The 25,733-nt window shown below is 52.5% G+C and carries 21 protein-coding genes; 5 read left to right on the forward strand and 16 right to left on the reverse strand.

Annotated elements, in window-relative coordinates; genetic code table 11:
• From ACN0IC_RS13905 to rpmF, 6 genes are all read right to left on the reverse strand, one after another.
• On the reverse strand, positions 1-338 hold a 338-nt coding region (locus tag ACN0IC_RS13905), incomplete at its 3' end, for an MAPEG family protein (protein WP_416879388.1).
• Complete coding sequence (locus ACN0IC_RS13910; RefSeq protein WP_416879389.1) at positions 338-826, reverse strand: DUF3291 domain-containing protein; 489 nt, start codon at positions 824-826, stop codon at positions 338-340. The genes ACN0IC_RS13905 and ACN0IC_RS13910, both read right to left, overlap by 1 nt.
• Positions 826-1,866, reverse strand: coding sequence for a pyruvate dehydrogenase (acetyl-transferring) E1 component subunit alpha (gene pdhA / locus ACN0IC_RS13915; RefSeq protein ID WP_416879390.1), 1,041 nt, complete (start codon positions 1,864-1,866; stop codon positions 826-828). Before pdhA ends, ACN0IC_RS13910 begins: the two co-directional genes overlap by 1 nt.
• 72 nt (positions 1,867-1,938) lie before the next feature.
• The gene (locus ACN0IC_RS13920; RefSeq protein ID WP_416879391.1) at positions 1,939-2,304 is read right to left on the reverse strand and encodes an FtsB family cell division protein; all 366 of its coding nucleotides are present in this window, start codon (positions 2,302-2,304) and stop codon (positions 1,939-1,941) included.
• 96 nt (positions 2,305-2,400) lie between these two features.
• Complete coding sequence (eno, locus tag ACN0IC_RS13925) at positions 2,401-3,678, reverse strand: phosphopyruvate hydratase (RefSeq protein ID WP_416879392.1); 1,278 nt, start codon at positions 3,676-3,678, stop codon at positions 2,401-2,403.
• Positions 3,679-3,715: 37 nt separating this feature from the next.
• Complete coding sequence (gene rpmF / locus ACN0IC_RS13930; protein WP_415810812.1) at positions 3,716-3,895, reverse strand: 50S ribosomal protein L32; 180 nt, start codon at positions 3,893-3,895, stop codon at positions 3,716-3,718.
• Between the two features lie 145 nt (positions 3,896-4,040).
• On the opposite strand from rpmF, the gene ACN0IC_RS13935 reads away from it, so the two are divergent.
• The gene (locus ACN0IC_RS13935) at positions 4,041-5,066 is read left to right on the forward strand and encodes a histone deacetylase family protein (protein ID WP_416879393.1); all 1,026 of its coding nucleotides are present in this window, start codon (positions 4,041-4,043) and stop codon (positions 5,064-5,066) included.
• Here ACN0IC_RS13935 and ACN0IC_RS13940 read toward each other — a convergent pair.
• From ACN0IC_RS13940 to ACN0IC_RS13960, 5 genes are all read right to left on the reverse strand, one after another.
• A complete protein-coding gene (locus tag ACN0IC_RS13940; protein ID WP_416879394.1) occupies positions 5,053-5,559 on the reverse strand; it encodes a DUF4262 domain-containing protein in 507 nt (168 codons plus the stop codon). The genes ACN0IC_RS13935 and ACN0IC_RS13940 overlap by 14 nt on opposite strands.
• 19 nt (positions 5,560-5,578) lie before the next feature.
• Positions 5,579-6,016, reverse strand: coding sequence for an alternative ribosome rescue aminoacyl-tRNA hydrolase ArfB (gene arfB, locus ACN0IC_RS13945; RefSeq protein ID WP_416879395.1), 438 nt, complete (start codon positions 6,014-6,016; stop codon positions 5,579-5,581).
• Positions 6,017-6,018: 2 nt separating this feature from the next.
• Positions 6,019-8,652: an alanine--tRNA ligase gene (gene alaS, locus ACN0IC_RS13950; protein WP_416879396.1), complete on the reverse strand. Its 2,634-nt coding sequence runs from the start codon at positions 8,650-8,652 to the stop codon at positions 6,019-6,021.
• Between the two features lie 230 nt (positions 8,653-8,882).
• Positions 8,883-9,983, reverse strand: a complete 1,101-nt coding sequence (gene recA / locus ACN0IC_RS13955; RefSeq protein WP_416879397.1) for a recombinase RecA — start codon at positions 9,981-9,983, stop codon at positions 8,883-8,885.
• A gap of 172 nt (positions 9,984-10,155) precedes the next feature.
• Complete coding sequence (locus tag ACN0IC_RS13960) at positions 10,156-12,828, reverse strand: ATP-binding protein (RefSeq protein ID WP_416879398.1); 2,673 nt, start codon at positions 12,826-12,828, stop codon at positions 10,156-10,158.
• A 311-nt stretch (positions 12,829-13,139) separates the two neighbouring features.
• On the opposite strand from ACN0IC_RS13960, the gene ACN0IC_RS13965 reads away from it, so the two are divergent.
• From ACN0IC_RS13965 to ACN0IC_RS13975, 3 genes are all read left to right on the forward strand, one after another.
• Positions 13,140-14,870, forward strand: a complete 1,731-nt coding sequence (locus ACN0IC_RS13965; RefSeq protein ID WP_416879399.1) for a DUF885 domain-containing protein — start codon at positions 13,140-13,142, stop codon at positions 14,868-14,870.
• A 26-nt stretch (positions 14,871-14,896) separates the two neighbouring features.
• Positions 14,897-16,747 (forward strand): DUF885 domain-containing protein, encoded by a 1,851-nt coding sequence (locus ACN0IC_RS13970; RefSeq protein ID WP_416879400.1) that lies wholly within the window; start codon positions 14,897-14,899, stop codon positions 16,745-16,747.
• A gap of 164 nt (positions 16,748-16,911) precedes the next feature.
• The gene (locus ACN0IC_RS13975) at positions 16,912-19,164 is read left to right on the forward strand and encodes a TonB-dependent receptor (protein WP_416879401.1); all 2,253 of its coding nucleotides are present in this window, start codon (positions 16,912-16,914) and stop codon (positions 19,162-19,164) included.
• 37 nt (positions 19,165-19,201) lie between these two features.
• Here ACN0IC_RS13975 and ACN0IC_RS13980 read toward each other — a convergent pair whose 3' ends face one another.
• Genes ACN0IC_RS13980 through ACN0IC_RS13990 form a run of 3 tightly spaced genes read right to left on the reverse strand, consistent with a single transcriptional unit; the run spans position 19,202 to position 20,484 of the window.
• Entirely contained in the window at positions 19,202-19,618 is a 417-nt protein-coding gene (locus ACN0IC_RS13980) for an SRPBCC family protein (protein WP_416879402.1), read from the reverse strand.
• Between the two features lie 43 nt (positions 19,619-19,661).
• Positions 19,662-20,015 (reverse strand): DUF1428 domain-containing protein, encoded by a 354-nt coding sequence (locus ACN0IC_RS13985; protein WP_416879403.1) that lies wholly within the window; start codon positions 20,013-20,015, stop codon positions 19,662-19,664.
• 1 nt (position 20,016) lies between these two features.
• Positions 20,017-20,484 carry a VOC family protein gene (locus ACN0IC_RS13990; RefSeq protein WP_416879404.1) on the reverse strand — a complete coding sequence of 156 codons (468 nt, stop codon included), beginning with the start codon at positions 20,482-20,484 and terminating at the stop codon, positions 20,017-20,019.
• A gap of 92 nt (positions 20,485-20,576) precedes the next feature.
• Here ACN0IC_RS13990 and ACN0IC_RS13995 point away from each other — a divergent pair, with 92 nt between their 5' ends.
• Positions 20,577-21,047: a MarR family winged helix-turn-helix transcriptional regulator gene (locus tag ACN0IC_RS13995; protein WP_416879405.1), complete on the forward strand. Its 471-nt coding sequence runs from the start codon at positions 20,577-20,579 to the stop codon at positions 21,045-21,047.
• Between the two features lie 34 nt (positions 21,048-21,081).
• Here ACN0IC_RS13995 and ACN0IC_RS14000 read toward each other — a convergent pair whose 3' ends face one another.
• Together ACN0IC_RS14000 and ACN0IC_RS14005 are read right to left on the reverse strand one after the other, a co-directional pair.
• Positions 21,082-24,234 (reverse strand): efflux RND transporter permease subunit, encoded by a 3,153-nt coding sequence (locus ACN0IC_RS14000; RefSeq protein ID WP_416879406.1) that lies wholly within the window; start codon positions 24,232-24,234, stop codon positions 21,082-21,084.
• Positions 24,234-25,526: an efflux RND transporter periplasmic adaptor subunit gene (locus tag ACN0IC_RS14005; RefSeq protein ID WP_416879407.1), complete on the reverse strand. Its 1,293-nt coding sequence runs from the start codon at positions 25,524-25,526 to the stop codon at positions 24,234-24,236. The genes ACN0IC_RS14000 and ACN0IC_RS14005 overlap by 1 nt, the downstream gene beginning before the upstream one ends.
• Between the last annotated feature and the right edge of the window lie 207 nt (positions 25,527-25,733).

A 25,733-nucleotide genomic window follows, 5' to 3' on the forward strand; every position in this document is an offset into this window, starting at 1 on the left:
GCCCAGACGAGCGTCCGCACCCACGGAACGCCGAACCAATAGATCGGCGCATATACAAGCCGGGCCCAGAAAAAGAGCGCCGCGCCCAGCGTCACTGTGCTGCCCACGGCGCCGGTCTGTATGGCCGCCAAAGCCAGCGGGATGAACATCACCATGCCTTCGATCATATTCTGATTGGCCCGAGCGGCGCGGGCGACTTTCGCGCTCGGCGCTTTCATATCATCGCGCGGGCCTGCCAGAGCGCCCAATCCGTAATGGGCGGTCGCAAACAGGGCTTGCACAAGAATCATGACAAAGAACAAGGCAACGCTGAGAAGCAGATAAGATAAAATTGACATTAGGCGCAGTCCTTTTTCGGAAATTGAGGCGTGATGGCCTGCCCCTTTTCATTAAAGGGAACGGCGAAAGAAAAAGCCGCAGGTGTTGATCCCTTGGCGCGGATCATATTCAGCTTGGCTTCCGCCTCGCTCAATGTCGGTATATGGCCGTCCTTAATCCACCAAAGCACCATATGCTCTGTGGGAATTCGGTTAAATGTCGGGCGTTCTTCGCGCATCACTTTCGTATGCGCTGTCTTGTAAACAAAATGAAAGAGGCTTTCGATGTTGTCCCAAACGCTCATATTCACCAAAGTTGACGCGCCTAATCCCTCCATGCGCAGGGACAACGCGCCGTCTTCCGGCCCTTCATCCGTCAATCGCCAGACGAAACCCGGCGCCCGGTCTGCGAGCGCATTGATCGCGTCAATACGCCCGGTAAACCCGGACATTTCGGGGGCGTCGGTCTCAAACCGCGCCTCAGCGATATTGAGCTGGGCGAGCTGCATCAGGCTTCCAGCAGAACATCCGTCCAAAGCTCTGACGGATCAGGCTCCGGCGAAGACTGCGCAAATTCTGCGGCGTCGGCGATGATGGCTTTAATTTCCTTATCCAGAGCTTTGAGCTCGTCTTCATCCGCCCATTTCTTATCGAGCAATTGCTTTCGCACCGCATCAATAGGGTCACGTTCCGTTCGGGTTTTTGTTACTTCGTCGCGAGAGCGATATTTCGCCGGATCAGACATAGAATGACCGCGATAGCGATACGTCTTCATTTCTAAAATCATTGGCCCCTTGCCGGACCGCGCATGTTTGATGGCTTTTGCGGCGGCGTCGCGCACTTCGAGGATATTCATGCCGTCAACCTGAATGCCCTCTATCTCGAAACTGCTCCCGCGTTTGTATAGTTCGGTTTCGGCAGACGACCGCTCAACAGAAGTCCCCATGGCGTATTGGTTGTTTTCAATCACGAAAACGACCGGCAAATCCCAGAGCTTGGCCATATTGAAGGTCTCATAAACCTGGCCTTGGTTGGACGCGCCGTCTCCAAAGAAAGCGAGACTCACCGCGCCATTGTCCAGATATTTATTGGCAAAACCAATTCCGGCGCCAATCGGAACCTGCGCGCCGACAATGCCGTGACCGCCGTAAAATTTCTTTTCGGTTGAAAACATGTGCATGGAGCCGCCCTTGCCTCGGGAATAGCCGCCTTCTCGGCCTGTCAGCTCGGCCATCACGCCTTTGCTTTCCATTCCGCAGGCGAGCATGTGACCATGATCCCGATAGCCTGTGATCATCTGGTCCCCCTCTTCCATTGCGGCCTGGCAGCCAATGACGACCGCTTCCTGACCGATATAAAGGTGGCAGAAGCCCGCGATCTGGCCCATACCATAGAGCTGTCCGGCTTTTTCCTCGAACCGGCGGATCAAAAGCATTTCGCGGTAATAGCCAAGTAGCTCTTCCGCATTTGTTTTATGATTTGACTTTTTCGCGGCAGGTTTTTTTGACGCTCTCTTTTTAGAGGCAGATTTACCGGATTTGGTCGCCATAGGGATCTCGATAGTTTGGATACGAATTAAAAAACGGCCAGAACCGTCTGTCTTACGACACAATCACCAAAATCAGCCCTTTGGGTCAAGCCAAATCGTCATATCCTTCGGATGTGAATAATGTAGTTTTTCTCGAGACAAGGCATCCAGAGCATCTAAATCCAGATGGGCAACATCGAGGGCGTCCACACGCCTCTCAAGTGCTAGGCGTTCTGACTTGATATTTTCAAGTCGGGATTTGAGCACGACAGCTTGATCTTCCTTATTCATCCAGTTCATCAGACCTTGTGAGCCGGAAAACGCATGAAAGGCAAGATAGGCATAAAGGATCATAATCGCCATGACCGGCCACCGCACGCGGCGCGTAAAGGCCTGAAGAGCGACCAGGGGGCCAAAGCCCGGGGGTCGATCCGGCGTAATGGGCGGGACGTAGCGCATACCCCGATATTGCGGATCAGGGTTAAGACAGACTTAAGACTCTCAAAGAATCAGACAAAGAATCAGGCGTTTACGCACCCTATAGAGTAAGCCTGATTAAAGCTTGAGAATGGAGCGGCCGGCATATTCGGCCATCTCGCCCAAACCTTCATTGATCCGCAAAAGCTGATTATATTTTGCCAGCCGGTCGGACCGCGCCAGAGACCCCGTTTTGATCTGACCGCAATTCGTCGCCACCGCGAGATCTGCAATCGTCGTATCAGAGGTTTCGCCGGACCGGTGACTCATCACAGCCGTATATCCAGCCCGATGCGCCATATCGACAGCGTCGAGTGTCTCGGAGAGAGTGCCGATTTGATTGACTTTGACCAGAATGGAATTGGCCGCGCCCATTTCGATACCGGTGCGCAGACGCTTCGGATTTGTGACAAACAGATCATCCCCGACCAGCTGAACCGATTTCCCGATACGCTCGTTCAGATTGACCCAACCTTCCCAATCATCTTCGGCCATGCCGTCTTCGATAGAAAAAATAGGATAGTCTTTGGTCAGTTTTGCCAGATAATCGACAAAATCCCCGGAAGAGAGCGTCGCGCCCTCTCCTTTCAAATGATATTTCTTGTCTTTGAAAAACTCGGTTGAAGCCACATCCAAGGCCAGCATAACGTCGCCGCCCGGTTTAAAACCGGCATCTTCCACTGCAGACATGATATAGTCCAGCGCGGAGCGCGTGGAGGCGAGGTTCGGCGCAAAACCGCCTTCATCGCCCACATTCGTATTATGTCCGTCAGATTTGAGTTTTGCTTTTAGACTGTGGAAAATTTCCGCGCCGGTTCGCAAGGCTTCCGGGAAGCTTTCTGCGCCGACGGGCATGACCATGAATTCTTGAACGTCGATGGGGTTGTCCGCATGTTCGCCGCCATTGATGATATTCATCATGGGAACGGGCAGGATGCGCGCATTCGCGCCGCCGACATAGCGGTAAAGCGGTATTTCGAGAGAATCAGCCATAGCTTTGGCGACCGCAAGCGACACGCCGAGAGTCGCATTCGCGCCGAGACGGCCCTTGTTTTCAGTTCCGTCCAGTTCGATCAGGATTTGATCAATGCCGCGTTGGTTTTCGGCTTCCAGACCTTCAAGCGTGTCAGCTATTTCTGTATTGATATTTTTAACGGCTTTGAGGACGCCCTTGCCGCCATAGCGTTTCTTGTCGCCGTCGCGAAGCTCAACCGCTTCATGGGCTCCCGTGGACGCGCCGCTCGGGACAGCCGCGCGGCCAAAAGCTCCGTCAATCAATGTGACGTCAACTTCTAATGTGGGATTTCCACGACTGTCCAGGATTTCCCTGGCGAAAACTGTTTCGATCTCGACCATGGGTATCTCCCGGCAGCTTATACTTAATCAGAAAGACTTAGTCTTTTGGGGTCAGAACCTGACGGCCCTTATACATACCGGATTTAAGGTCGATATGGTGTTGACGGCGAAGCTCTCCGCTGTCCTTGTCTTCGACATAGTTGACAGCCGTCAAAGCGTCATGAGCGCGGCGCATACCGCGACGGGAATTTGAAATTTTACTCTTAGGGACAGCCATCAGGGCCTCCATTAAACCAATAACAAAGCGGCCTCACCTCTGTGAGCCGCTGATTTGAACGCGCAATTAGCCGATTAGCCTTGCGACTTCAAGCGCAATATGTAGGCATTATAGGCTGTAATACATAATCGGCACGGCAGGGACCATGAAAATCTACTATACAGACGACCATTTGGCTCATCACCCCAGGGCGGAACTTCACCGCGGAGAGATGGTGACGCCCCATGAAGGGCCGCACCGAATGGATCTGCTCATGGCCGGTATGAAACGCGCTGGGCTCACGGATTTCACCGCGCCGCCGGCATTTGACCCTGCCTGTCTGGACGGCGTTCACACGGAGGATTATGTCCACTTCGTTCATACGGCTTGGGCCAGATGGAAAGACGCTGGATATGCGGGCGACGTCCTGCCCATGAGCTTTCCTTACAATCCCCGACGGGCCAAACCGCCGATCGAGATTGACGGCGCGGCCGGCTATTTCTGCAGCTCCGCCGACACGATGATTACAGAAACAAGCTGGACCGCCCTTGCCTCCACCGCCGCTTGCGCTTTGGGAACCGTTAATTCGGTCGCAAAGGGCGAATCGGCTTTTGCCCTTATCCGTCCACCGGGCCATCATGCGGGGGCGGATTATATGTCGGGCTATTGCATCCTAAACAATGCGGCCATCGCGGCTCAGGCGCTTTTGAATAAGGGCGTGAACCGCGTCGCTATTTTGGACGTGGATTTTCATCACGGGAACGGCACACAGGATATTTTCTATGACCGAGACGATGTCCTCTTCGCCTCTCTTCACGGAGAGCCCGATCACCACTTCCCCTATTTCTGGGGACATAAAGATGAAAAAGGCGCGGGCAAAGGGGAAGGCTATACATTGAATTACCCCCTACCCGCAGGCACGCATTATCCAACATGGAAAGAAGCCTTATTGGACGCGATAGCAAAAATCCGAAAGTTCAAACCAGACGCCCTCGTCGTCTCTCTCGGTGTGGACACTTTCGAGCGCGATCCCATCAGCAGCTTTAAATTAAAAGTCGAAGACTATCCGGCCTATGGCGCGGAAATCGCCAAGCTCGGCCTGCCCACCAGTTTTATCATGGAAGGCGGTTACGGCGTGCCGGAAATCGGAGATAACACCACCGGCGCCTTGAAGGGATTTATGGGAGGTTAGGAAACCATAAAGGGGTTTGCGCTTTGATTACAGCCTCAGCGTCACCCTCTTCCCAAGGGTATTTTTTATCGACGACACCGGGCCAAACCATCTGAAACGCACGAAAATTGCTAATGTCACGTCCTGTATGTTTATGATACCATACAGCTGAATTTAAATAGTTTTTGAAATAGTTGTCGGGATGCACCTCCTTGCTTACGCAAAGAAAATCTCCCTCCAGCAATTTAGGCCAAACCTCGCCATCTGATGGAGTTTTTCCTGATGTTATCGCATGGAAAATATCCCAAATCATTCCATGCATTAAGTCTTTAGGGAGACCAAAAATTATAAAATCCGGACAAGATAGCGTAGTCGGAAAACCAATTGAATAGGTCAAGCTTGGGTTTTCTCCTTCAGGGTCAAATACGTGATTTGTCGAAAATCCATGCTCTCGGATATGTTCAAGAATGTTTTTCTCAAATTTATTAACATCACCTTCGGATTTACTAGTCATTCACAACTCTCTTCTTCAACTACCACTTCGCGTCGCGGCTGACTTTTCCTCTCAAAGCCTTCTTCTCGCCGCGTATTTTCTTGGCTTTCAATCGCCGCCTGACAGATCCCCGCGTCGGGCGGGTCGGCTTGCGTTTTTTCTCTTTTTTAAAAGCAGATTTAAGTAAATCCTTAAACCGTTTGAGCGCCTCATCCTGATTTCGCGCTTGTGAGCGGTGGTTTTGAGCCTTGATAATCACGACCCCATTTTCGGAAATATGATTGTCAGAATAGGCAAACAAACGCGATTTCTGAGCTTTATTTAGAGCGTCCGATGCCGGGATATAAAAGCGCAGCTGGATAGCGGAAGACGTTTTATTGACGTGCTGACCGCCCGGCCCGGAGGCGCGGATCGCGGTCAGCTCTATCTCGCTCATCGGGATAGACAGACGCGGCGTTATATACAGCGCGTCAGGCATGTTTAGATAGCCGCCTTTATCGCGGCAAGCGCGTCATCGGCGCCTTCGGGTTTAGAGCCGCCCGCCTGCGCCATGCCGGGTTTGCCGCCGCCGCGGCCATCCACCAAGGGCGCGCCAACATTGACCAAGTCCGAAGCAGAATATGTTCCGACCAGATCATCGCTGACGGCCACGCCGACCGCGACTTTGCCTGAGTCCTTTGCGACAAAAGCGACAATGCCCGAGCCGAGCGCGTCGAGCTGCTCATTCATCATGGAGCGAAGGTTTTTCCCCGAGACGCCCTCCAACACCTTTGCCATCACTTTGACGCCGTTGATCTCTTCGGCGCTTGCCGCGCCTCCTCCGCCGCCGAGCGCGATTTGTTTTTTCGCCTCGGCCAGTTCGGCCTCAAGACGTTTACGATCCGCCAGGAGCGTCTCAATCCGCTCCGGCACGTCTTCAGGCCGTGTTTTTAAAGTATCCGCCGCCTTGCGGGTCAGGCCGGCCTGGTCTTCTAAATAGCGGCGCGCCACCTCGCCTGTCACAGCTTCGACCCGGCGAATGCCAGCCGCCACGGCGCCTTCACTGACGATTTTGAACAAGGCAATATCGCCTGTTCGCGCGACATGTGTGCCGCCGCAAAGTTCGACGGAATAGGCTTGGGCTCCGCCTTCGGGATCCTCACCAAGGCTCAACACCCGGACTTCATCTCCGTATTTTTCGCCAAAGAGAGCCAAGGCACCCGCCTTGATCGCCTCATCCGGGCTCATCAATTTTGTCATGGCCGGAGAGTTTTGCTGAATGATTTCATTCACCTGATCCTCGACTTCGGCAAGTTCTTCACGCGTGATGGCCTGACCATGCGAGATGTCAAAGCGGATGCGTTCGCCGTCCACCATTTGGCCTTTTTGCGCGACATGATCCCCAAGCACGCGGCGCAACGCTTCGTGTAAAAGATGGGTGGCCGAGTGATTATGTTTTGTGGTTTCGCGGTTCTGGGAGTCCACAGAGATTTGAGCGCTGTCGCCGACCTCGACGGACCCTTCAAGATCGCCGATATGAACGTGCAGCCCGCCCGCTTTCTTTTGCACGTCTTTAATAGTGATCTTGGCGCCGCTCTCGAATGTTGCCACACCCTTATCGCCGGCTTGTCCGCCGCTCTCTGCGTAGAACGGGGTCTCTGAGGTCAGGAACATAACCGGCCCGGGCTGGGCGCTTTGCACGCGAACACCGTCCTGCACCAGGACCTTTATGTCCTGCTTGGATGTCAGGAACTCATAGCCGGTAAACACACTATCGCCGGCTTCATCTTTGGCCTTGTTCCAGACATCATCTGTGGCCTGATCGCCGGAGGCAAAACCGCCTTCGCGGGATTGTGTTTTCTGCCGCTCCATAGCCGCATCAAAGCCTTCCAGATCTACTTCCAGACCTTTGGCGCGAAGCGCGTCTTGCGTCAGGTCAATCGGGAAACCGTAAGTATCATAAAGCTTGAACGCTGTTTCGCCGTCCAGCTTGTCGCCTTTTGAAAGGTCGGAAATCGCGCCTTCCAAAAGCGCTGTCCCTCGGCCCAGTGTACGGCGGAACCGTTCTTCTTCCTGTTCGAATGTCGCTGTGATGGAGGCTTTTGCGCGGTTAAGCTCGTCATAAGCCTCGCCCATTTCCTGAACCAGTGTCGGGACAAGCCGGTGCATCAGCGGATCTTTCGCGCCCAGCAAATGCGCGTGCCGCATGGCGCGGCGCATAATCCGGCGAAGGACATAGCCGCGCCCTTCATTGGACGGCGAGACGCCATCCGCCATCAGGAAAGAACAAGACCGCAAGTGATCCGCTATGACGCGGTGCGAAAATTTCGCCTCGCCTTCGGCTTTCACACCTGTCAAGTCAACGGACGCACCAATCAGTGTTTTAAAAAGGTCGATATCGTAATTATCATGGACGCCCTGAAGGATGGTCGTAATCCGCTCCAGGCCCATGCCTGTATCAATGGACGGCTTGGGCAGGGACTGCTCGCGGCCATCCGCAAAGCGCTCATATTGCATGAAGACGAGATTCCAGATTTCGATGAAACGGTCGCCGTCTTCTTCCGGCGTACCGGGAGGCCCGCCCGGGATGTGATCTCCATGGTCATAGAAGATTTCCGAACAGGGGCCGCACGGCCCGGTATCGCCCATGGCCCAGAAATTATCAGAGGTGGCAATGCGGATGATGCGGTCTTCCGGAAGGCCTGTAATTTTTTTCCAAAGGTCATAAGCCTCGTCATCCGTATGAAAAACCGTGACCAATAGCTTTTCTTTCGGCAGGCCGAATTCTTTCGTGACAACGTTCCACGCATGGGAAATGGCTTGTTCTTTAAAATAGTCCCCGAATGAAAAATTTCCGAGCATTTCAAAAAAGGTATGGTGGCGAGCCGTATATCCGACATTGTCCAGATCGTTATGTTTGCCGCCCGCGCGGACACATTTTTGCGAAGTCGTGGCGCGTTTGGAGTCAGGGGTTAAAGCGCCGGTGAAATAATCCTTGAACGGTACCATGCCCGCATTGACGAAAAGAAGCGTCGGATCGTTATCCGGCACAAGCGGGGCCGACGGCCAGATCGCATGATCATGCGTTCCGTAATAATTGAGAAACTGCGATCGAATGTCATTCAGACTGGTCATGAAACCACCGGGGTAAAATCTTATTAAGTGAACTACCCGCCCCTATAGAAAGAGCGCTTGGCAGTGCCAAGCGCTCTTTTATGCAAATCTGCCGTCAGACCAAAGAGACATCCTCAGTCAAAACCACAATAAGGGCCAAAGTGGTTTGGAAGGCAGGCTGCGCACCGAAGGCTCTATATAAGGGGGAGAGCCTTCGGGTGTTCTAAATTCGGGGATTATCCTATCTAGGACTAAGCCGACGCGCTCGCCGCATCTCCGTCATCCTCGACGCGCTCTTCTTTCGGCATAAGAAGCTCTTCGTCGATAAGGCCTTCATTGGTGCGGATGCGGCGTTCAATATCGGCAGCAATATCCGGATTTTCCTTGAGGAAGGTTCGCACATTTTCACGTCCCTGCCCGATACGTTCATCGCCATAGGAATACCAGGAACCAGATTTCTCAATCACTTCGGCCTTTACGCCCAGGTCAATCAGCTCGCCCGTTTTGGAAATGCCTTCGCCATACATGATGTCGAATTCAACCTGACGGAAGGGAGGCGCCACTTTGTTTTTGACGATTTTGACGCGGGTCTGGTTGCCAATCACTTCGTCGCGATATTTGATCGCGCCAATACGGCGAATATCCAAACGGACGGAAGAGTAGAATTTCAGCGCATTTCCGCCTGTTGTTGTCTCGGGGGAGCCATACATAACGCCAATCTTCATCCGAATCTGGTTGATGAAAATCACCATACAGCCGGATTTGGAAATGGAGCCCGTCAATTTGCGAAGCGCCTGGCTCATCAACCGCGCCTGAAGACCGGGAAGTGAGTCGCCCATATCGCCTTCCAGTTCGGCGCGCGGAGTCAAAGCCGCCACTGAGTCAATAACCAGAATATCAATCGCGCCGGAGCGAACCAGCGTATCGGCAATTTCAAGCCCCTGCTCGCCAGTATCAGGCTGAGCAATCAAAAGCTCGTTCACATCAACGCCGAGCTTTCCGGCATAAACCGGATCAAGCGCGTGTTCGGCGTCAATAAACGCGGCCACGCCGCCTTCTTTCTGCATTTCCGCCACAGCGTGAAGCGAGAGCGTTGTTTTACCGGAACTTTCAGGTCCGTAAATCTCGATAACCCGCCCTTTAGGCAGACCGCCTATGCCAAGCGCAATATCAAGACCCAGCGAGCCAGTGGAAACGGCCGCCACATCCATTGTGGATTTTTGCCCCAGCTTCATGACGGAGCCCTTACCAAAGGCGCGGTCAATCTGGGACAGAGCCGCATCAAGCGCGGCGGATTTGTTTTTATCGTCTGCTTTACCGACGACTTTGAGAGGGGTTGAATTTCTGGCCATGTTATAAACTCCAGTGCGATCCATCGGAGCCCTTCGATGGATCTGATAAAGTTACGGCTGCTTCGGACTGCCGTGATGGGTATAAATATTATGTTTCATATTTGTTCTTTTGAAGCAAGAACAAAAATAGAACAAACTAACTTTTTTTCTAAGTCACTGACTCTTTTACTCTTTATTGCGCCTCGCCGATCTCCGACTTCACCTTTTCGGCCAATTGCACCAATGTAAACGGCTTTGGCAGGAAGGTCACATCCGGTTCTTCGGACAGTAAATCAGAAAAATGTTCTTCGGCATAACCCGAAATAAACACGATTCTAGCCTCGCCTAAAAGCGCTCTTCCTTGTTTCAACAAAGTTGGCCCGTCCATACCCGGCATGACGACATCGGATATCATCATGTCAAAGGTCTGGTCGCCGTCCTCCAGGATTTCGAGCGCCTCCTCTCCGTCTTCCGCTTCTATCACTGTATAGCCGCGCTTGCGCAGGGTCTTGGCTGCGATAAGTCTGACGCTCGCCTCATCCTCGACAAAGAGGATTGTGCCCTGCCCGGCCAGATCGGCGGGCTTGCGCGGCTCGATCGGCGCGGAAGGTTTTACGGGTTCCACATCGGCCGGGAGCTTGGACGGATCAGCCACAGGCAGGGTTATACGAAAAGTCGTCCCTTTGCCGAGCTGACTTTGAACGTCCAGATGACCGCCGGTCTGTTGGACAATACCGTAAACGGTCGCCAATCCGAGTCCTGTGCCCTTGCCCTGCTCCTTGGTTGTGAAGAAAGGTTCAAATATCTTGGCCTTGACCTCATCGCTCATACCCGTGCCGGTATCAGAGACTTCAATTGTGACAAAGTGATCGCCGGGCAGACCTCTCAGAGACCCCGCCAGGACCGGATCCTTAATCTCGCTACGGATCAATTCAGCGCTTTTGACCGTAATTGTGCCGCCGCCCTGCTCGGCCATCGCATCTCGCGCATTTACACAAAGATTCATCAACACGGTGTCGATCTGGCTCTTATCGGCAATCACGGGCGGCAGGTTTCGTCCATGCACCATAACCAGCTTGGCTTTCTCGCCGAGGGTCTGACGCAAAGTCACCACCATATCCGAAAGCGTATCCGTGACAGAAAGCATTTCCATGCGCCGTGTCTGTTTGCGTGAAAACGCCAAGAGCTTTTTCACCAAGGCCCCGGCGCGTAATCCGGTAGAATTTATATTTTGAAGTTCAGGATAGGACGGATCCCCAACCGGATGACGCTGCAGCAGCTCATCCGTATTCAATCGGATCGCCGTCAGAAGGTTGTTGAAATCATGGGCCACACCCGCCGCGAGCTGTCCAATCGCCTGCATTTTCTGGCTCTGGACAAGTTGGTCCTCAAGTGACTTGCGCGCGCTGACATCCACCAGAAAGACCCAGACCGTCTGGCTTTCCGGCGTTTCCGGGCTTTCGTCCGAAAGGAGATTTACCTGGCGCTTGTCCGGCACAATATACACGCTCACTGGCAAAGCCGGAGCGCCGAGTAATATGGCCTCGAACGGTTTATCCGCATCCGTTTGCTCCGGACTCAAATCGAGAAAACGGTGCTCCGTGCTATGCGGCGCGAAAATCTCTCCAAAGGTCTTATCCGACCACTCCAGCCCTTCACTCATGCGTCCAAAGGCCGGATTGGCTTTCATCAGCTGTGCTTCCGCCAGAGGAGTCGATAAATCAGGAAGGCTTAACTCAAGCATTCCGACAGGGGCAGAGGCAAAACCCGATAATGAGCCTTCCTGGCTGCCCTGTCCGGATCGTCTGTCACTTGTTTCGGCGAGAGGCGCGCTCTTATCGTGCCTGACACTCTGGCTCTGGCTGGAGGCAGAAATCTGCGGTTGAGCCAACGTAGAGTGACCATAAAGAGCGACGTTACAAATAAGGCCTCCACTTTTTAAGGACTCCCACCCCCCGACCATAATCGTCGGAGTCACAACGTTTTTACGCGTGATGAGCCGCGTATCCGTTCTCACTGTTCGGCCAGCTATAGCGGTGCTTTGCAAAAGACTGTCAGGGTTCTCAATAAAATCACGAATATGGGACGGGGCCGGATCATCTTCGACGCCCAACCACCGCAAGAGCACTTTATTCATGGCAAGAATCTGTCCGTCGGGGCGGATGGAAAACAGCCCCACCGGTGCATGCGACAGGTGACCTTCTCCCTCCCTCTCCTTCTGAGTAACGTCGGATATTTGCCATAAAAAGGCCGCTTCGGACTGCGCCCCACTTTGTCCCCCCAGACGACGAACAGAAACCTTATACTGGCGCAATCCGTTCTCAGCACTCAAATACTCAACAATCTCCTCCGCCCCGGCACTCTCGGGGCTGATGTGATGGAGACGAAATAGGGCGGACGCCATATCATCACTGCCCGAGGAAAAAATGCGGTCAATTGCCGGAGGTAAAGCGTCGTCAGTTCTTAAGTCCGCGGGAGTCTCGCTCAAATTACGGGCGAATTCAAAATAAGCTTGATTGGCATGAACAGGGTTGCCGTTCAGAGTGATCAATGAAGGTTCCGCGCTGTCCAGAAAAGCCTGAGAGTAAAGCGTTCCGCGCCCTGATCCGCCCCGCCTGTCAGTTCCACGAGTCCGCTGAGCCGATAAAATTCCGACGACGGCGATGACAGAAATGACCGCAAGGCCTGCGATAAAGGAAATCCCTATCCAGCCCAATACCGCCGCATTTACCGCGACGACAGCGGCGCAGATCAGAATAAGCAATGACAAGCTGGTGATGAGAGCCCAGAATCCAACCGACCTTTTATCGGAGCGGCCCGAAACCGTCTGCTCTGACAGACTCCCCCTCATTGAGCGAGTGCCCAAAGACTTGTTTGACGAATTTTTTCTGAGTCTAAATAAATCATCACGAATCACTCTCTTCGTCTTACGACCTAACAGCTTTTAGGGGCAAGGCTCACCTTAAATTCTGTCCTAGACCTGTGAATAGTCATTCACGGTAGAATATATTTTGCTCAACCTACCTGTCATAAGGATGAGACTGTGTTATCTGCTACAGGATGAATAGCTGCTCCCGTTTTCTGTCTTCAGTTTCGCTTGTTCTGGGGCTCTCATTATCGGCTCTCACATTGACGGCCTGCTCGCCGGGGTCCGATACTCCGTCTCGGGAAACGCTTGTGCGAGAGCAAAGCGCCGCTCTGAATGACTGGTTCAAAGCCCGGTATGAAGAAAAGCTGGCCAGATCGCCCCAGACTCAGACCTATCTGGGCATGAAAACCGGTAAGGATAAGCTGGACGACATCTCTGACATGGCGATTGAAGAAGACGCCGCCCTTCATAAAGCCTGGCTGGACGAGATGCGGAGAACCTTCGATATTGACCGACTCGATCCTCAAACCCGGCTCTCCTATCGGCTTTATGAATATGAAGCGGAAATGGAACTGGCTCTGTATGAGTTCGCTCAACATGACTATGTGTTCCAGCATATGAACGGGCCGCATTCCGACCTTCCCTCTTTTATGATCAATTTTCACACGATCACAAATGAGGCCGATGCGAGGGGCTATATTTCCCGGCTCAACCAATTCGACAGATATTTAGGTCAAGCCGCTGACCGCGCCGAAGCTCAATTTGCATCCGGAATAGAATTGCCAAAATTCGTTTATGCAAAACTCAGAACGGCCTCGGAAAATGTCATCTCGGGTTACCCCTTCGATGAAGATGCACCGAGCCCGCTCTATGCCGACTTCAAACAAAAGGTCGAAGCCCTCGACCTGAGTGATGACGCCAAAAACAACCTTTATACCCAGGCAGAACTGGCCATGGGGGCCTCGGTCAAACCGGCCTATGACAGGCTTATTGGATTGTTCAACGCGCAGGAAGCCAGCGCCAGTTCCGAAAGCGGCGCCTGGAAACTCCCCGATGGCGAGGCCTATTACGCGGCTCGGTTGAAACAATATACCACCACAGACCTAACGGCCGAAGAAATTCACGAGATCGGGCTGGCGGAAGTCGAGCGCCTTCAAACTGAAATGAAAACTATAGTCGATCAGGTCGGTTTTGACGGCAGCTTGTTGGAGTTTTTCGACTATCTGCGTACGGACGAACAATTCGTCTATCCCGATACGGAGGCGGGGCGGGAGGCTTATATCGCGGACGCAGCCGCTATCATAAATGATATGAACACCCGCCTGGACGGACTTTTCCTCACCAAACCTGAAGCCGATTTGATTGTTAAACGCGTCGAACCCTTTCGCGAAGACACGGCTTTCGGCGCCTTTTACAACAGTCCGGCCCCTGATGGTTCCCGACCGGGAACTTATTACATCAATTTGAAAGATGTCGGAGAGCAGCCGAAATACCTTCAACAGGCTCTGGCCTATCATGAAGGCATACCCGGTCATCACATGCAAATTGCGCTCGCGCAGGAATTGGAGGGATTGCCGCGTTTCCGGACTTTAGGGGGCCATACAGCCTATATTGAAGGCTGGGGGCTTTACGCCGAGAGCCTTCCGGACGGGCTTGGGCTTTATACCGATCCCTATTCGAAATTCGGTCAGCTCTCCATGGAAATTTTCCGGGCGGCGCGCCTTGTGGTGGATACGGGTGTCCACGCCAAAAAATGGACCCGCGAAGAAGCTGTTCAGTATTATCTCGATAACATCCCGAACCCGGAAGGCGACATACGGGCAGAAATTGACCGTTATATCGTTTGGCCCGGGCAGGCCACGGCATATATGATCGGGAAGTTGAAAATTCAGGACTTACGCAAAAAAGCCGAAGACGTCCTCGGCGAAAACTTTGATATTGCGGAATTTCATGATGTTATTCTGATCAATGGCTCTGTCCCTCTGGATATATTGGAGCAAAACGTAGATAACTGGATCCTGACAAAAAAAGAAACCTGAAGTCTAAATATAAAAGAGGACACTATATGACTTTCAAAAAGACCATTATTTTGGGGGCGAGCCTATTGGCGCTCGCGGCCTGCCAAGGTGAAACGACTAATAACGAGGCAACGCAAAACGCCCCGGCCACGGAAACCATGGCCACCGAAAGCAGCATCAATGAGCGCCTTGACGAGTGGTTTGCTGAGGACTTTGAAATCTACCTTAGCAAACGCCCCGAAATGCTGGCTCAACTGGGCCGCAAGGAAAAGATGGATCAGTGGAATGACGAGTCCAAAACTTTTTATCTGAATGAGCTGGACCGCCGCCGCCGCGCTATGGAAGAAATGAAAGAAAACTTCCCCCGCGCTGAGCTTGATGCCGCGCATCAGCTTTCCTACGACCTCTATGTGGATACGGTAGAGCGCGCCCTGGAAGGAAAGCCGTGGTATGATCATTCTTATCGCTTCAACCAGATGTTCGGCGCCCACGCCAATATTCCGACCTTCCTGCTTAACCAGCACAAGATCGACACGGTGGAAGACGCACGAGCCTATATTGCCCGCCTCAGAGGGATAGAGACCAAACTGGGTCAGGTCGTGGAAAACTCCAAAGCCAGTGCCGAGAAAGAGATTTTACCGCCTAAATTTGTGTATGCTCACGTCCTGCGGGATGTCGATAATATCATGTCTGGAGCGCCCTTCGAAGATACGGAAGAACTCAATCTGATGCTGGCGGATTTCAAAAAGAAAACCGAAAAACTCGACCTGTCTGAGGAAGATCGCGAAGCTCTATATTCTGATGCTATCAAAGCTTTACAGGACCACGTTCAACCCGCTTATGCCGAGTTGAAGACGGAGCTTTTGCGACAGCAGGAACTGGCGACCGAAGAGGACGGCGCTTGGAAACTGCCCGAGGGCGATGATTTTTATGCCTACCGCCTGCGTCAAATGACAACGACGGATATGACTCCGACCGAAATTCACGAGCTGGGGCTTTCTGAAACAGACCGCATTCACGAAGAAATGCGCGAAATCATGGCAAAGGTAGAATTTGACGGCACCCTGAATGAGTTTTTCGACTTCATGCGCACGGATGAGCAATTTTATTACTCCGGCGAAGAAGGCAAGGAGCGCTATCTGAAAGAAGCGACTGAGCTTATTGATATCATGGAAGACGATCTTGATTCCGTCTTCTTGCGAAAGCCGAAAGCCGAACTTGAAGTCCGCGCGGTAGAGCCTTTCCGGGAACAGAGCGCCGGCAAGGCCTTTTACTCCCGCCCGGCCGCAGATGGGTCACGCCCAGGCTATTACTATGCCAATCTCTATGAGATGAAGGATATGCCCACCTATCAGATGGAAGCTCTGGCTTACCACGAAGGCATTCCGGGCCATCACATGCAGATCGCCATTGCGCAGGAACTGGACGGCATTCCGGACTTCCGCAGGTTTGGCGGCTATACACCTTACTCCGAAGGGTGGGGCCTGTATTCAGAGTATCTGCCAAAGGAAATGGGATATTATGAAGATCCCTATTCCGACTTTGGCCGTCTCGCAATGGAGCTGTGGCGCGCAGGCCGTTTGGTCGTCGATACAGGACTACATGACAAACAATGGACGCGCGAAGAAGCGATTGACTGGCTCGTCGAGAATACGCCAAATCCTAAGGGTGACGCGATAAATGCGATTGAACGCTACATTGTCATGCCGGGTCAGGCGACGGCCTATAAGATCGGAATGCTGAAAATACAGGAACTCCGCGCGCGGGCGGAGGAAGCGCTCGGAGAAGACTTCGATATTCGTGAATATCACGACGTTGTCCTGAGAAACGGAGCTGTTCCGCTCAATATCCTCGAACAATTGGTCGATGATTATATTGAAGAAACTTTAGCGCAATAAGGCTTTTTACAAAATACAGTTGCAAAACTGAGATTTTATAAGGTGGTTTTTTACAAAACCGCCTTTTTCTTTGGAAATTTTTCTCTCTTGGGGTTCCCTAAGCCTTCTAATGTCTATAACGCCGCTGGCTAATGAATAGCCGGACGACCCAAAAGTGAGATCCCATGACAAAACGCCTAAGACTTATTCATTCCGCGCCTCTCTCTCTCAGCTTGCTCATGCTAGCGGCCCCGACCGCTTTCGCGCAGTTGGAAGGTGATGAAGTCATCGTGACCGCCACGAAGATTGAAAAATCCGTCCAAGATCTTGGATTAAGCGTGACTGTTATCGACGGGGAAAGCCTGTCCGAGCTTAACGGCGCAGAAGAATTGTCGCAAAAAGTCCCTGGCCTTCAGGCGGCCGTCGCAAATGGCAGTCAGGTTGCGTTTCAAATTCGCGGAATTGGCGCGGTGGATCATCAGGCCCTCACTCCCACCGCTGCGGCTGTCTATGTTGACGGCGTTTACCAGGCCACCAATGTCCAGACCAGCCCGCTCCTTTTTGACATAGAACGCGCCGAAGTTCTGAAAGGCCCGCAAGGTTCGCTTTATGGCCGCAACGCCTCCAGCGGCGCGATTAATTTCAATTCCGTCCTGCCCGGTCAGGAAAAGACGGGCTATCTCTCTTCGGAGTTCGGAAATTTCGAGCGGATTAACCTAAACGCCGGCGCGACTCTGCCGGTCAGTGATATATTTTCCCTGCGCCTTTCCGGACGGTATTTGTCGCAAGAGCCGGCTCTAGACAATGTTGTAACAAACCCAGATGTGACGGCCCCCGAAATCGGCGGCGGCAAAAAAGATGAATTCGGGCTTCGCGCCATAGGACGCATTACGCCTTCCGATCAGACCGAAATTTTGCTCAATGTGCATTACGCCGAAGATAACGGTATTAATACCGCCCCGCTTAATGACAGCCTGGACGTCGGCAGGCATGAAATCTCAGTTGGGCCTGATGGCATACAAGACACCGACAATGCGTTTTACGGGGCTTCGGCGCAGCTTCGTCAGAATTTCGGAAATCTCGATTTTGTATCGCTCACCGCTTATACGGGCTATTCCCAGAATTACGGGTTTGACTTTGACGGGACGCCCGCACCGTTTGGCATTTCTACGCTGAACTCCAATCTGCGCTATGACCGGGATTTCACACAAGTCAGTCAGGAATTCCGCCTCAGCCATGTCGGCGAGAGCGCAGAATGGATGATCGGCGCCTATCTGGAGGCCGAAGACTTCGATCAGGAATATCTGATCTATTGCGGCCCGCTTGACCCGGTGGCTCTTATCGGCACTTGCTCTTACGTCGGCGCGCCCGGACGGGTTGGTCCCTCACCTCGTTCAGATGGCACAGCTTTTTCTCTTCAGTCTTTGATTACGCAATCGCGAAAAACGGCGGCGCTCTTTACCTATAACAGTTTCGATATAACCGACCGATTGGAAGCGGTCATTGGCGGACGGCTTTCTTATGAAAACATACAGGGCCGCGGAGAAGGCCGCCATTATTTTGATGACGGAACGCTTAGCTTGAACAATCGCGACGGGCTGGGCCTCGCTATCGGAGACAATGAAATCAAAGACACACGCCTGTCCGGAAATTTGGGCCTGAATTACCATGTTTCAGACGACACACTTCTCTACGCTTCCTTTGCCAATGGATATAAGAGCGGCGGCTTTAACGGCGAAGTCATAAACAATGCGACCCATTTTTCCGATGAAGGTCTTTTCGGCGCGGAGACCGTGAACGCTTTTGAACTCGGATCAAAACTCACGCGCGGCAGCCTCACTTTCAATCTCGCCGGGTTTTATCAATTCTACGATAGCCCGCAGGCCCGGATCTTTGTGCCGTTCGATTTGGAGAGCGGCGGGAGCTTTACATCAAACTCCCTTTCAAACCTCGACAAAGCCACGTCATACGGCGTGGAAGCCGAGGGACACTGGACGCCGGTTGAAGGACTTGACTTAAATGGCGGCGTTACTTGGCTGCAAACGGAAATACAGCAGGATGAAGATCCCAATGTCCCGCAAAACGCCGATATTTTCGATGGAAACGCTTTGCCTTTCGCGTCCGAATTTTCCGCCATTTTCTCCGCCAGCTATCAATGGCCCCTCAGCAATAACCTGTCGGCGAAGCTCAGCGGCAGCGGGAAGTATCAAAGCGACTTTTTCCTCGACGCCGAAGGCCTGGAAACACGCAAACAGGAGGGCTATGAAACCCTTGATGCCTCTGCCGACCTATTGTTCAGAAATGGAATCGAGGTCGGTGTCTGGGGCAGAAATCTGTCCAATTCAGACTACGCTGTCTCCGGCTACGGTTTTATCGGCTATAACACCTTCCGCGGCCAACCCCGCACATACGGGATCGCCTTGAAATATAGCTATTAGCTCAAAGGCGGCTTTGGCGCCGCCTTACAAACACATTTCAGTGTGTTTCAGCATATTTCTTGAAATTATCCAAGATAGCTTGCCAACCCTCTCGTTGCATTTCGATAGAGTTTTGGGATTCCGGATCAAACCGGGTCGTGACACGGGTTGACTTAGCCTCTTCTTCAAATGTGGTTTCGACCTGTCGGCCATCCGGCATGGAATAAACAAGCTTTTCAGAAGGTTTTACCTCCTCATATTCACCCTCAAAATCAAAGCCAAAACGACCATCTTTGGCTTCCATCCGGGTTTTATATTTTCCCCCGACCCGGAGGTCATTTTCTGCTCTAGGGCAGCACCAGTCATCAGAGGCAAAGTTCCATTTTGTTATATGTTCAGGCTCCGTCCAAAGTTGATACACTTTGTCGGGAGACGCTTGAATAAGGGCTTCAATTTCTATTTTCTCAGCACTCATAATTTATGTCTTTTCTGGCTTAAACAAAGACGAGCCCAAAAGCTCACCCTTCGACAATCTGATCAAACCCGCCGAAAATCATCCGTTTACCATCGAATGGCATATTATGGGCCTCCTCCATGGATTCCATATCCTGCATCGCTTTGGGCATGCCTTCATTCCGAACCTTTTTGGACGGCCAAATAATGTGGGAATAGACAACGACCTCATTGTCCTCTTTTTTCACAGCCATAGGCAGAGAGGTCAATTTTCCGTCTGGAACATCATCTTCCCAAAAATCCGCCGCTGAGACCGCTCCGTGTTTTTTGAACAGACCTATAAAACTCTCTGAATGCTGGATAAATTCTTCTTTGTTCTTTTTGGGCACCGCGCAAATCATAACATCGACATAAGTCATTTCACTCTCCTGCAAAGGCGGCTTCAATGGCCGCAATGTTGATCTTTTTCATTTTAAACATGGCGTTCCTGGCGCGCTCGGCGGCCTGCTTGTTTTCGTGATTAATCAGCTCCACCATACGCTTAGGGGTTATCTGCCAGGAAATTCCGTATCGGTCTTTTAGCCACCCACACTGGCTCTCCTCACCTTCTCGGGTGAGGGTGTCCCACAATTTATCCGTCTCGGCCTGGTCTTCGGTCAAAACACTGATTGACGCCGCTTCGGAATGTTTGAACATGGGACCGCCGTTCAGGGTCATCATCGGCGCGCCGGCAAGTGTAAATTCTACGACAAGAGGTTCGTCCTCAAAAGCCGCAAATTTTTCATCTATATAACTGTTCGGTAATAGCGAGACATAAAACTCCGCCGCCTCGCGGCCATTCCCCTCAAACCAGAGGCAGGTTCTGACTTTTTTCTGTAACCCGGCCATGACTTATAGTCTCCTCACAATGAGTACCGTTCTCCTTCACCTTATTCCTCTTATAACTGAGGTTAGAGGCCTATTACTTTGACATTACGTTGATGTCAACATATATTCATATAATGAGAGATAGCCTTCCCCTTTCCGTGACCCATGAAGTGCGCGACCGATGTCTGTGCCTTCATGTTCAGCGCGCGGCGCGGGCGCTCGCCAGACGATTTGACGAAGCCCTTCGCCCTCTCAACTTAACGCAAGGACAATATTCCCTTTTGGTCTCCCTAAACCGGCCCGAGCCGCCGCGAATAAGCGATGTTGCCTATCTTCTCGCAATGGACAGAACGACCCTCACCGCCAATTTAAAACCCTTGCAAAAAAGAGGGCTCCTAAGCGTGACAAAAGACCCGGAGGATAAACGCAGCCGCCGCCTCTCTTTGACAGAAGACGGGCTGGATCTGTTGACCCAAGCCGTTCCGATTTGGCGGAAAACTCATGACGACGTGGATAAGGTCTTGGCCCGTCCGTCCCCGGAGGCATTGAAAGAAGATTTGATCTCTTTGGCGTTCAAATTTTAAAGCGCCTCCCCGCATAGACCGGGGAGACTAAAATTTACTCCGCCGCGACCATAGGCGGAAGTTCAACCGGCTCATCCGCTTCTTTGAGAGATTTGGTAAACGTCTCATACTCCTTGCCATTTATCAGATAGACAAAGAAGCGGCGGATATCGGCGCCAATACCGTACAGCGCCGGCACAAAGAACAAAGTTACGAACAGGGCGAAAATAACCCCGAAGGCTAGGCTGATGCCGATCGGAATGAGCCATTGCGCCTGAAGGGACTTCTCCATCATTAGAGGCAAAAGACCGACAAAAGTTGTAAGCGAGGTCAGCAAAATCGGCCGGAAACGCCGCGTGCCCGCCTCGACCAGCGCCTGCGCGCCGTCCAGCCCCTTTTCGCGGAGACGGTGAACGTAATCCAGCAGTACCAGATTGTCGTTCACCGCCACACCCGCGGCCGCGAACATCCCCAGGAGGGACAGGAGGGACATTGTCGCGCCCATGGTCATATGCCCGATAATCATGCCGCAGTAACAAAACGGAATGGCGGCGAGCAAAATCAGGATTGGCTCGGAGTAAGATTTGAAAGAGACAGCCACAAGGAAGTAGGCCACGCCAATGGCGATGAGCATGAAGGTCATAAGCTCCTGTTGGAACTCGGCTTCTCCTTGCGCCCGTCCGATATTGCCGCGCGTTACATTGGGATGAAGCGTATCGAACTCGTCAAAAAAGCCTTCATTAAGCTCTTTTCTGATTTCATCAATGCGTTCAGACACGACCTCGGCGGAGACAATTATAGCCCTCTGGCGCTCACGGCGCAAAATCTGATTCGTGCCTTTTTCAAAGCGCAGATCGGCCACCGCATCCAGAGGTAATTCCCGTCCGTCATTTGTGCGGATACGAATGGATTTCAGGAAGTCCAGGGACTCTCTGTCAACGCGGGGATAGCGCACATAAACCCGCACATCTTCCCCGTCCCTCGGAAGGCGCTGAACTTCTTCGCCGAAAAATCCCTGGCGCACCTGACGGGCGACATCTGCCGCGGTGACGCCAAGGCTTTCCGCGCCGGGTTTCAGATCAAACTGAACCTCTTCGGTCGCACTTTCCATATCATTGACGACATTGAACACACCCTCATAGCTTCGCAGTCTCGCCATCAGGTCATCGGCGGCCGCTTCCAGATCGCCAAACTCCTTCGCGTTGAGAACATATTGGATGGGCGGTCCATTATTGCCGTTCTGATAATTGACAGTGATATTTTCGGCGTCAGGCACTTCCCCGATCAGAGCGCGCAGTCGCTCTGCGGTCTCTTTTGCCGAAAGCGCGCGCGTTTCCGGGGGCACGAGTTTGACCAGCGCCAGAACGTTATTATCCCGCGATCGCGTATACCAATTCTCTATCAAATCGCCATCTTCGGACTTGATCTCTTCTTTGAGAGTTTCTTCGGCCGTCTGAAGTTGCGCCAGAACCTCGAGCGTTCGGGCATAGGGCGTGCCTTCGGGCAAATCGACCGAGATTTCTATCTGATCGGATTCGCCTTCCGGAAAGAAGGAGGACTTCACCAGACCATTGGCCACAACACCGATTGTCAAAATCATCATGCCGAGGAAAAGTGACGCCGTCAGATATCGATGCCGTAAAGCCGCTGTAATCGTGGGTCGATACACGTTTCGGGCAAAAGTCGTGAGACTGTCTGATATCCTGTTTTGTAATTTCATGATCCGGCTCTGTGGATTCACAGGTTTCAGATGCGCCAGATGGGCCGGCAAAATCAGAAGCGATTCAATGAGAGAAAAGAGAAGCGAGAAAATAACCACCAAGGAAATTGCCCGCGTGAATTCACTCGTTCCGCCGGAAAGGTACATCCAGGGGGCAAAGAAGATCATTGTCGTCAACACAGCAAAAATAACAGGTTTGACGACCATTTTCGTTCCGTTCACTGCGGCGTCCAAGCCTGTTTCGCCTTCTTCGGTTTTGAAATGGATGGCTTCGCCCACAATGATGGCGTCATCCACAATCACCCCGATCACCAGGAGAAAGGCAAAGGTCGAGATCATATTAAAGGAGACATCAAAAAGCGGAAGCAGAGCTAGCCCCCCGGCAAACGCCGCCGCAATTCCCGCACTCACCCAGAAAGCAATCATGGGACGCAAAAACAGAAACAGAGTCGCCCCCACTAATAACAGCCCCATCAGGAAGTTTTTCGTGATGGTCGAAATTCGTCCGACATATTGATCGGCGTCATCTTCCCAGGTTGTGATGGAAATTCCGGGCGGGAGGTTTCCTTCTTTTTTCTTCAGATACTCTTTCACATTTTCCGACATCTTGACGATGTCCATGCTCGGACCGCTTTGAATTTGAACCAGAACCGTGCGTTGGCCATTGACCGTTGCCATCAGATTGACCTGCTCAAACCCGTCAATCACGGTCGCCACATCCTTGACCCGGATAAGAGCGCCGCCGGGATCCTGACGCACTACAATATTTTCAAACTCGGCTTGTGTATCGGCCTGATTTCGGGTGCGTAGCTGCATATTTCCGATATCCGTTCGAACTGTGCCGGAGGAGGCATTCACAGAGGTTCCGCGAACGGCCTGCGCCACCTCGTCCAGTGTCAGACCATATCGACGAAGATCGTCCTCAGACACCTCGATTGAGACTTCCTCGCCCCTGACGCCGAATAATTCGACCGCCGGAACATAGCCCAGAAGAGCAATTTCCCGCCGCGTCTTCTCGGAAAAACGTTTCAGCTCCCGCTCGGAAACGGTCTCGTCCCCGGACACGGCCAAGCGAATTATTTCGTCCCGGTTTCTGAATATATTGATCTGGGGTTCTTCTGCCGCAGGCGGAAAGGCATTGATCGAGTCCACGGCGCGTTTCACATCCGCCATGAGTTTGGCTTCATCAACGCCGTTTTTACCTTCCACCGTAACTGAGCCGCCGCCCTCTCCGGCAAAGGCCCACATCCGGTTGACCCCTTCCACTTCGGACAGGGCCTCTTCCATTCTGACAATGATTTGTTCTTCCACATCCTGCGGAGACGCTCCTGGCCAGGACACATAGGTCCAGGCTCCGGGGAATTCGACATAAGGCTCAAGCTCCCGGTCGATCTGAATATAGCTGATAATTCCGCCTAGGAGTAAAGCGAACATGAGGAGGTTCGCCGCGACAGGGTTTCCCGCCCACCATTGAATAATCCGGTTCATTATTCGCCTCCCTCAAGAGATGTCTCCAGGGCGGCAGTCTTTGTCGGTTTGACGACCTCTATTTTCATTCCGTCGGCGACCCCTCTTATGGGAGAGGTAATAACTGTGTCTCCGGACGTCAGACCGTTGCCAAGAATGGCCTGATCCCGATTGGAGGATATGACGGAGACGGTTTTAATACTCAGCGTTTCATCACGGTTAGCGATATAAACCTTATCCTCCCCTCGCAAAGCCGATCGCGGAATCAGCAAAGCCCCGGATAGTTTCTGTCCCTCTACAGCCGCATTTACAAATATCCCCGGCGCCAGAGGCATGCCCTCATCCGAGCCTTTTCCAAAAGGGTCTTCAACTTCCGCGTAAGCGTAAAGGACACGGGTTCCGGTCTCAAAATGACTGTCGGTTCGGACAATCCGGCCGCTCCATTGACTATATCTGCCGGCAACATTGGCGGAGAGCGTCACGGGCAAACCCGGATTATTCGTAGAGGCTTCAAAGCCGAGCGTTAGACCTGCCCGGCGCAAGTCCTCATTGGTCATCGGCAGGCGAACATCCATGACGTCCGTGGAATAAATTTCCCCTAGCCGCGTTCCCGCGGAGACGAATTCCCCCTGATCAATATGACGAATGGTGACGCGGCCTGTAAAAGGCGCATAGAGCGATGTCCGTTTAAGCTGTAATTCGGCTTCGGCAAGCCGCGCGTTTGCAGAAGCGAGTCTGGCTTTGGCTTCTGCCATTTGCGGCTCCCGTAAACTCAACGGGCTCGGATCCCCGCTCCGGCCCAGTTCCTGCCAGTCCTGACGGGCCACCAGAGACTCAGACGTTTCCCGGCTGAGCTGTGTTTCGGCCTGCGCCACCTCGGCTCTGGCCTGTGTGACCCGCAAATCAAATTCCGTCGGCTCAATACGCACGAGCAGATCGCCTTTGTTAAACTGCCCGCCCTCTATGAATTTAGGCGACATATAAGTGATGAGCCCGCCGACCTGGGGAACCAGATTAATCTTCGTACGCGGCTGAACCTCGCCTTGGACATCGACGCTCAAAGTCACGTCTTGCTGAGACGTATTGGCGGTCAGAACGGGAATAGCCTTGACGACCTCCTCTTTTTCTTCCGGCGTAGGTTTGAGCGCGCCCATGGCAATAAAGCCGACAATCGCTGCCATCAGGACGAGAACAGGCAGGACAAAAACAATCACCCGCCAAACCCAGAGCTTCTTTCGCGGAAGCTCCGCGTTCGATGTGTAACGATCGGTCTGAGGTCCAGACGGATTGAGGGTATTGTTTGAATCAGTCATGTCGTCTCCTTACCGATTGGCACATCGGTTTCTGACGACTGTATAGACAAAGAATTATTGTTTTTCAATAATAATTTATTGAAAAGAGTTATATAGTTGGGGAAAAACGATAATTTATGAGTTTAAACTACCTTAATGTCATGATTTTTATGTTCTTGGCATAAAAAAGGCGGGACAAAGCCCGCCTCGATTCGATTTTTGCAGCCC

This window comes from Litorimonas sp., from assembly GCA_029936425.1.
Taxonomy (GTDB): domain Bacteria; phylum Pseudomonadota; class Alphaproteobacteria; order Caulobacterales; family Maricaulaceae; genus Litorimonas.

Coding starts and splice junctions, on each gene's coding strand:
- rpmF (WP_415810812.1), bottom strand. CDS start 3,895: ATGGCTGTCCCTAAGAGTAAAATTTCAAATTCCCGTCGCGGTATGCGC.
- ACN0IC_RS13985 (WP_416879403.1), bottom strand. CDS start 20,015: ATGACTTATGTCGATGTTATGATTTGCGCGGTGCCCAAAAAGAACAAA.
- eno (WP_416879392.1), bottom strand. CDS start 3,678: ATGGTCGAGATCGAAACAGTTTTCGCCAGGGAAATCCTGGACAGTCGT.
- ACN0IC_RS13990 (WP_416879404.1), bottom strand. CDS start 20,484: ATGGCCGGGTTACAGAAAAAAGTCAGAACCTGCCTCTGGTTTGAGGGG.
- ACN0IC_RS13995 (WP_416879405.1), top strand. CDS start 20,577: ATGTCAACATATATTCATATAATGAGAGATAGCCTTCCCCTTTCCGTG.
- ACN0IC_RS13970 (WP_416879400.1), top strand. CDS start 14,897: ATGACTTTCAAAAAGACCATTATTTTGGGGGCGAGCCTATTGGCGCTC.
- ACN0IC_RS13920 (WP_416879391.1), bottom strand. CDS start 2,304: ATGCGCTACGTCCCGCCCATTACGCCGGATCGACCCCCGGGCTTTGGC.
- alaS (WP_416879396.1), bottom strand. CDS start 8,652: ATGACCAGTCTGAATGACATTCGATCGCAGTTTCTCAATTATTACGGA.
- pdhA (WP_416879390.1), bottom strand. CDS start 1,866: ATGGCGACCAAATCCGGTAAATCTGCCTCTAAAAAGAGAGCGTCAAAA.
- ACN0IC_RS13935 (WP_416879393.1), top strand. CDS start 4,041: ATGAAAATCTACTATACAGACGACCATTTGGCTCATCACCCCAGGGCG.
- arfB (WP_416879395.1), bottom strand. CDS start 6,016: ATGCCTGACGCGCTGTATATAACGCCGCGTCTGTCTATCCCGATGAGC.
- ACN0IC_RS13910 (WP_416879389.1), bottom strand. CDS start 826: ATGCAGCTCGCCCAGCTCAATATCGCTGAGGCGCGGTTTGAGACCGAC.
- ACN0IC_RS13940 (WP_416879394.1), bottom strand. CDS start 5,559: ATGACTAGTAAATCCGAAGGTGATGTTAATAAATTTGAGAAAAACATT.
- ACN0IC_RS13975 (WP_416879401.1), top strand. CDS start 16,912: ATGACAAAACGCCTAAGACTTATTCATTCCGCGCCTCTCTCTCTCAGC.
- ACN0IC_RS13980 (WP_416879402.1), bottom strand. CDS start 19,618: ATGAGTGCTGAGAAAATAGAAATTGAAGCCCTTATTCAAGCGTCTCCC.
- ACN0IC_RS14000 (WP_416879406.1), bottom strand. CDS start 24,234: ATGAACCGGATTATTCAATGGTGGGCGGGAAACCCTGTCGCGGCGAAC.
- ACN0IC_RS14005 (WP_416879407.1), bottom strand. CDS start 25,526: ATGACTGATTCAAACAATACCCTCAATCCGTCTGGACCTCAGACCGAT.
- recA (WP_416879397.1), bottom strand. CDS start 9,983: ATGGCCAGAAATTCAACCCCTCTCAAAGTCGTCGGTAAAGCAGACGAT.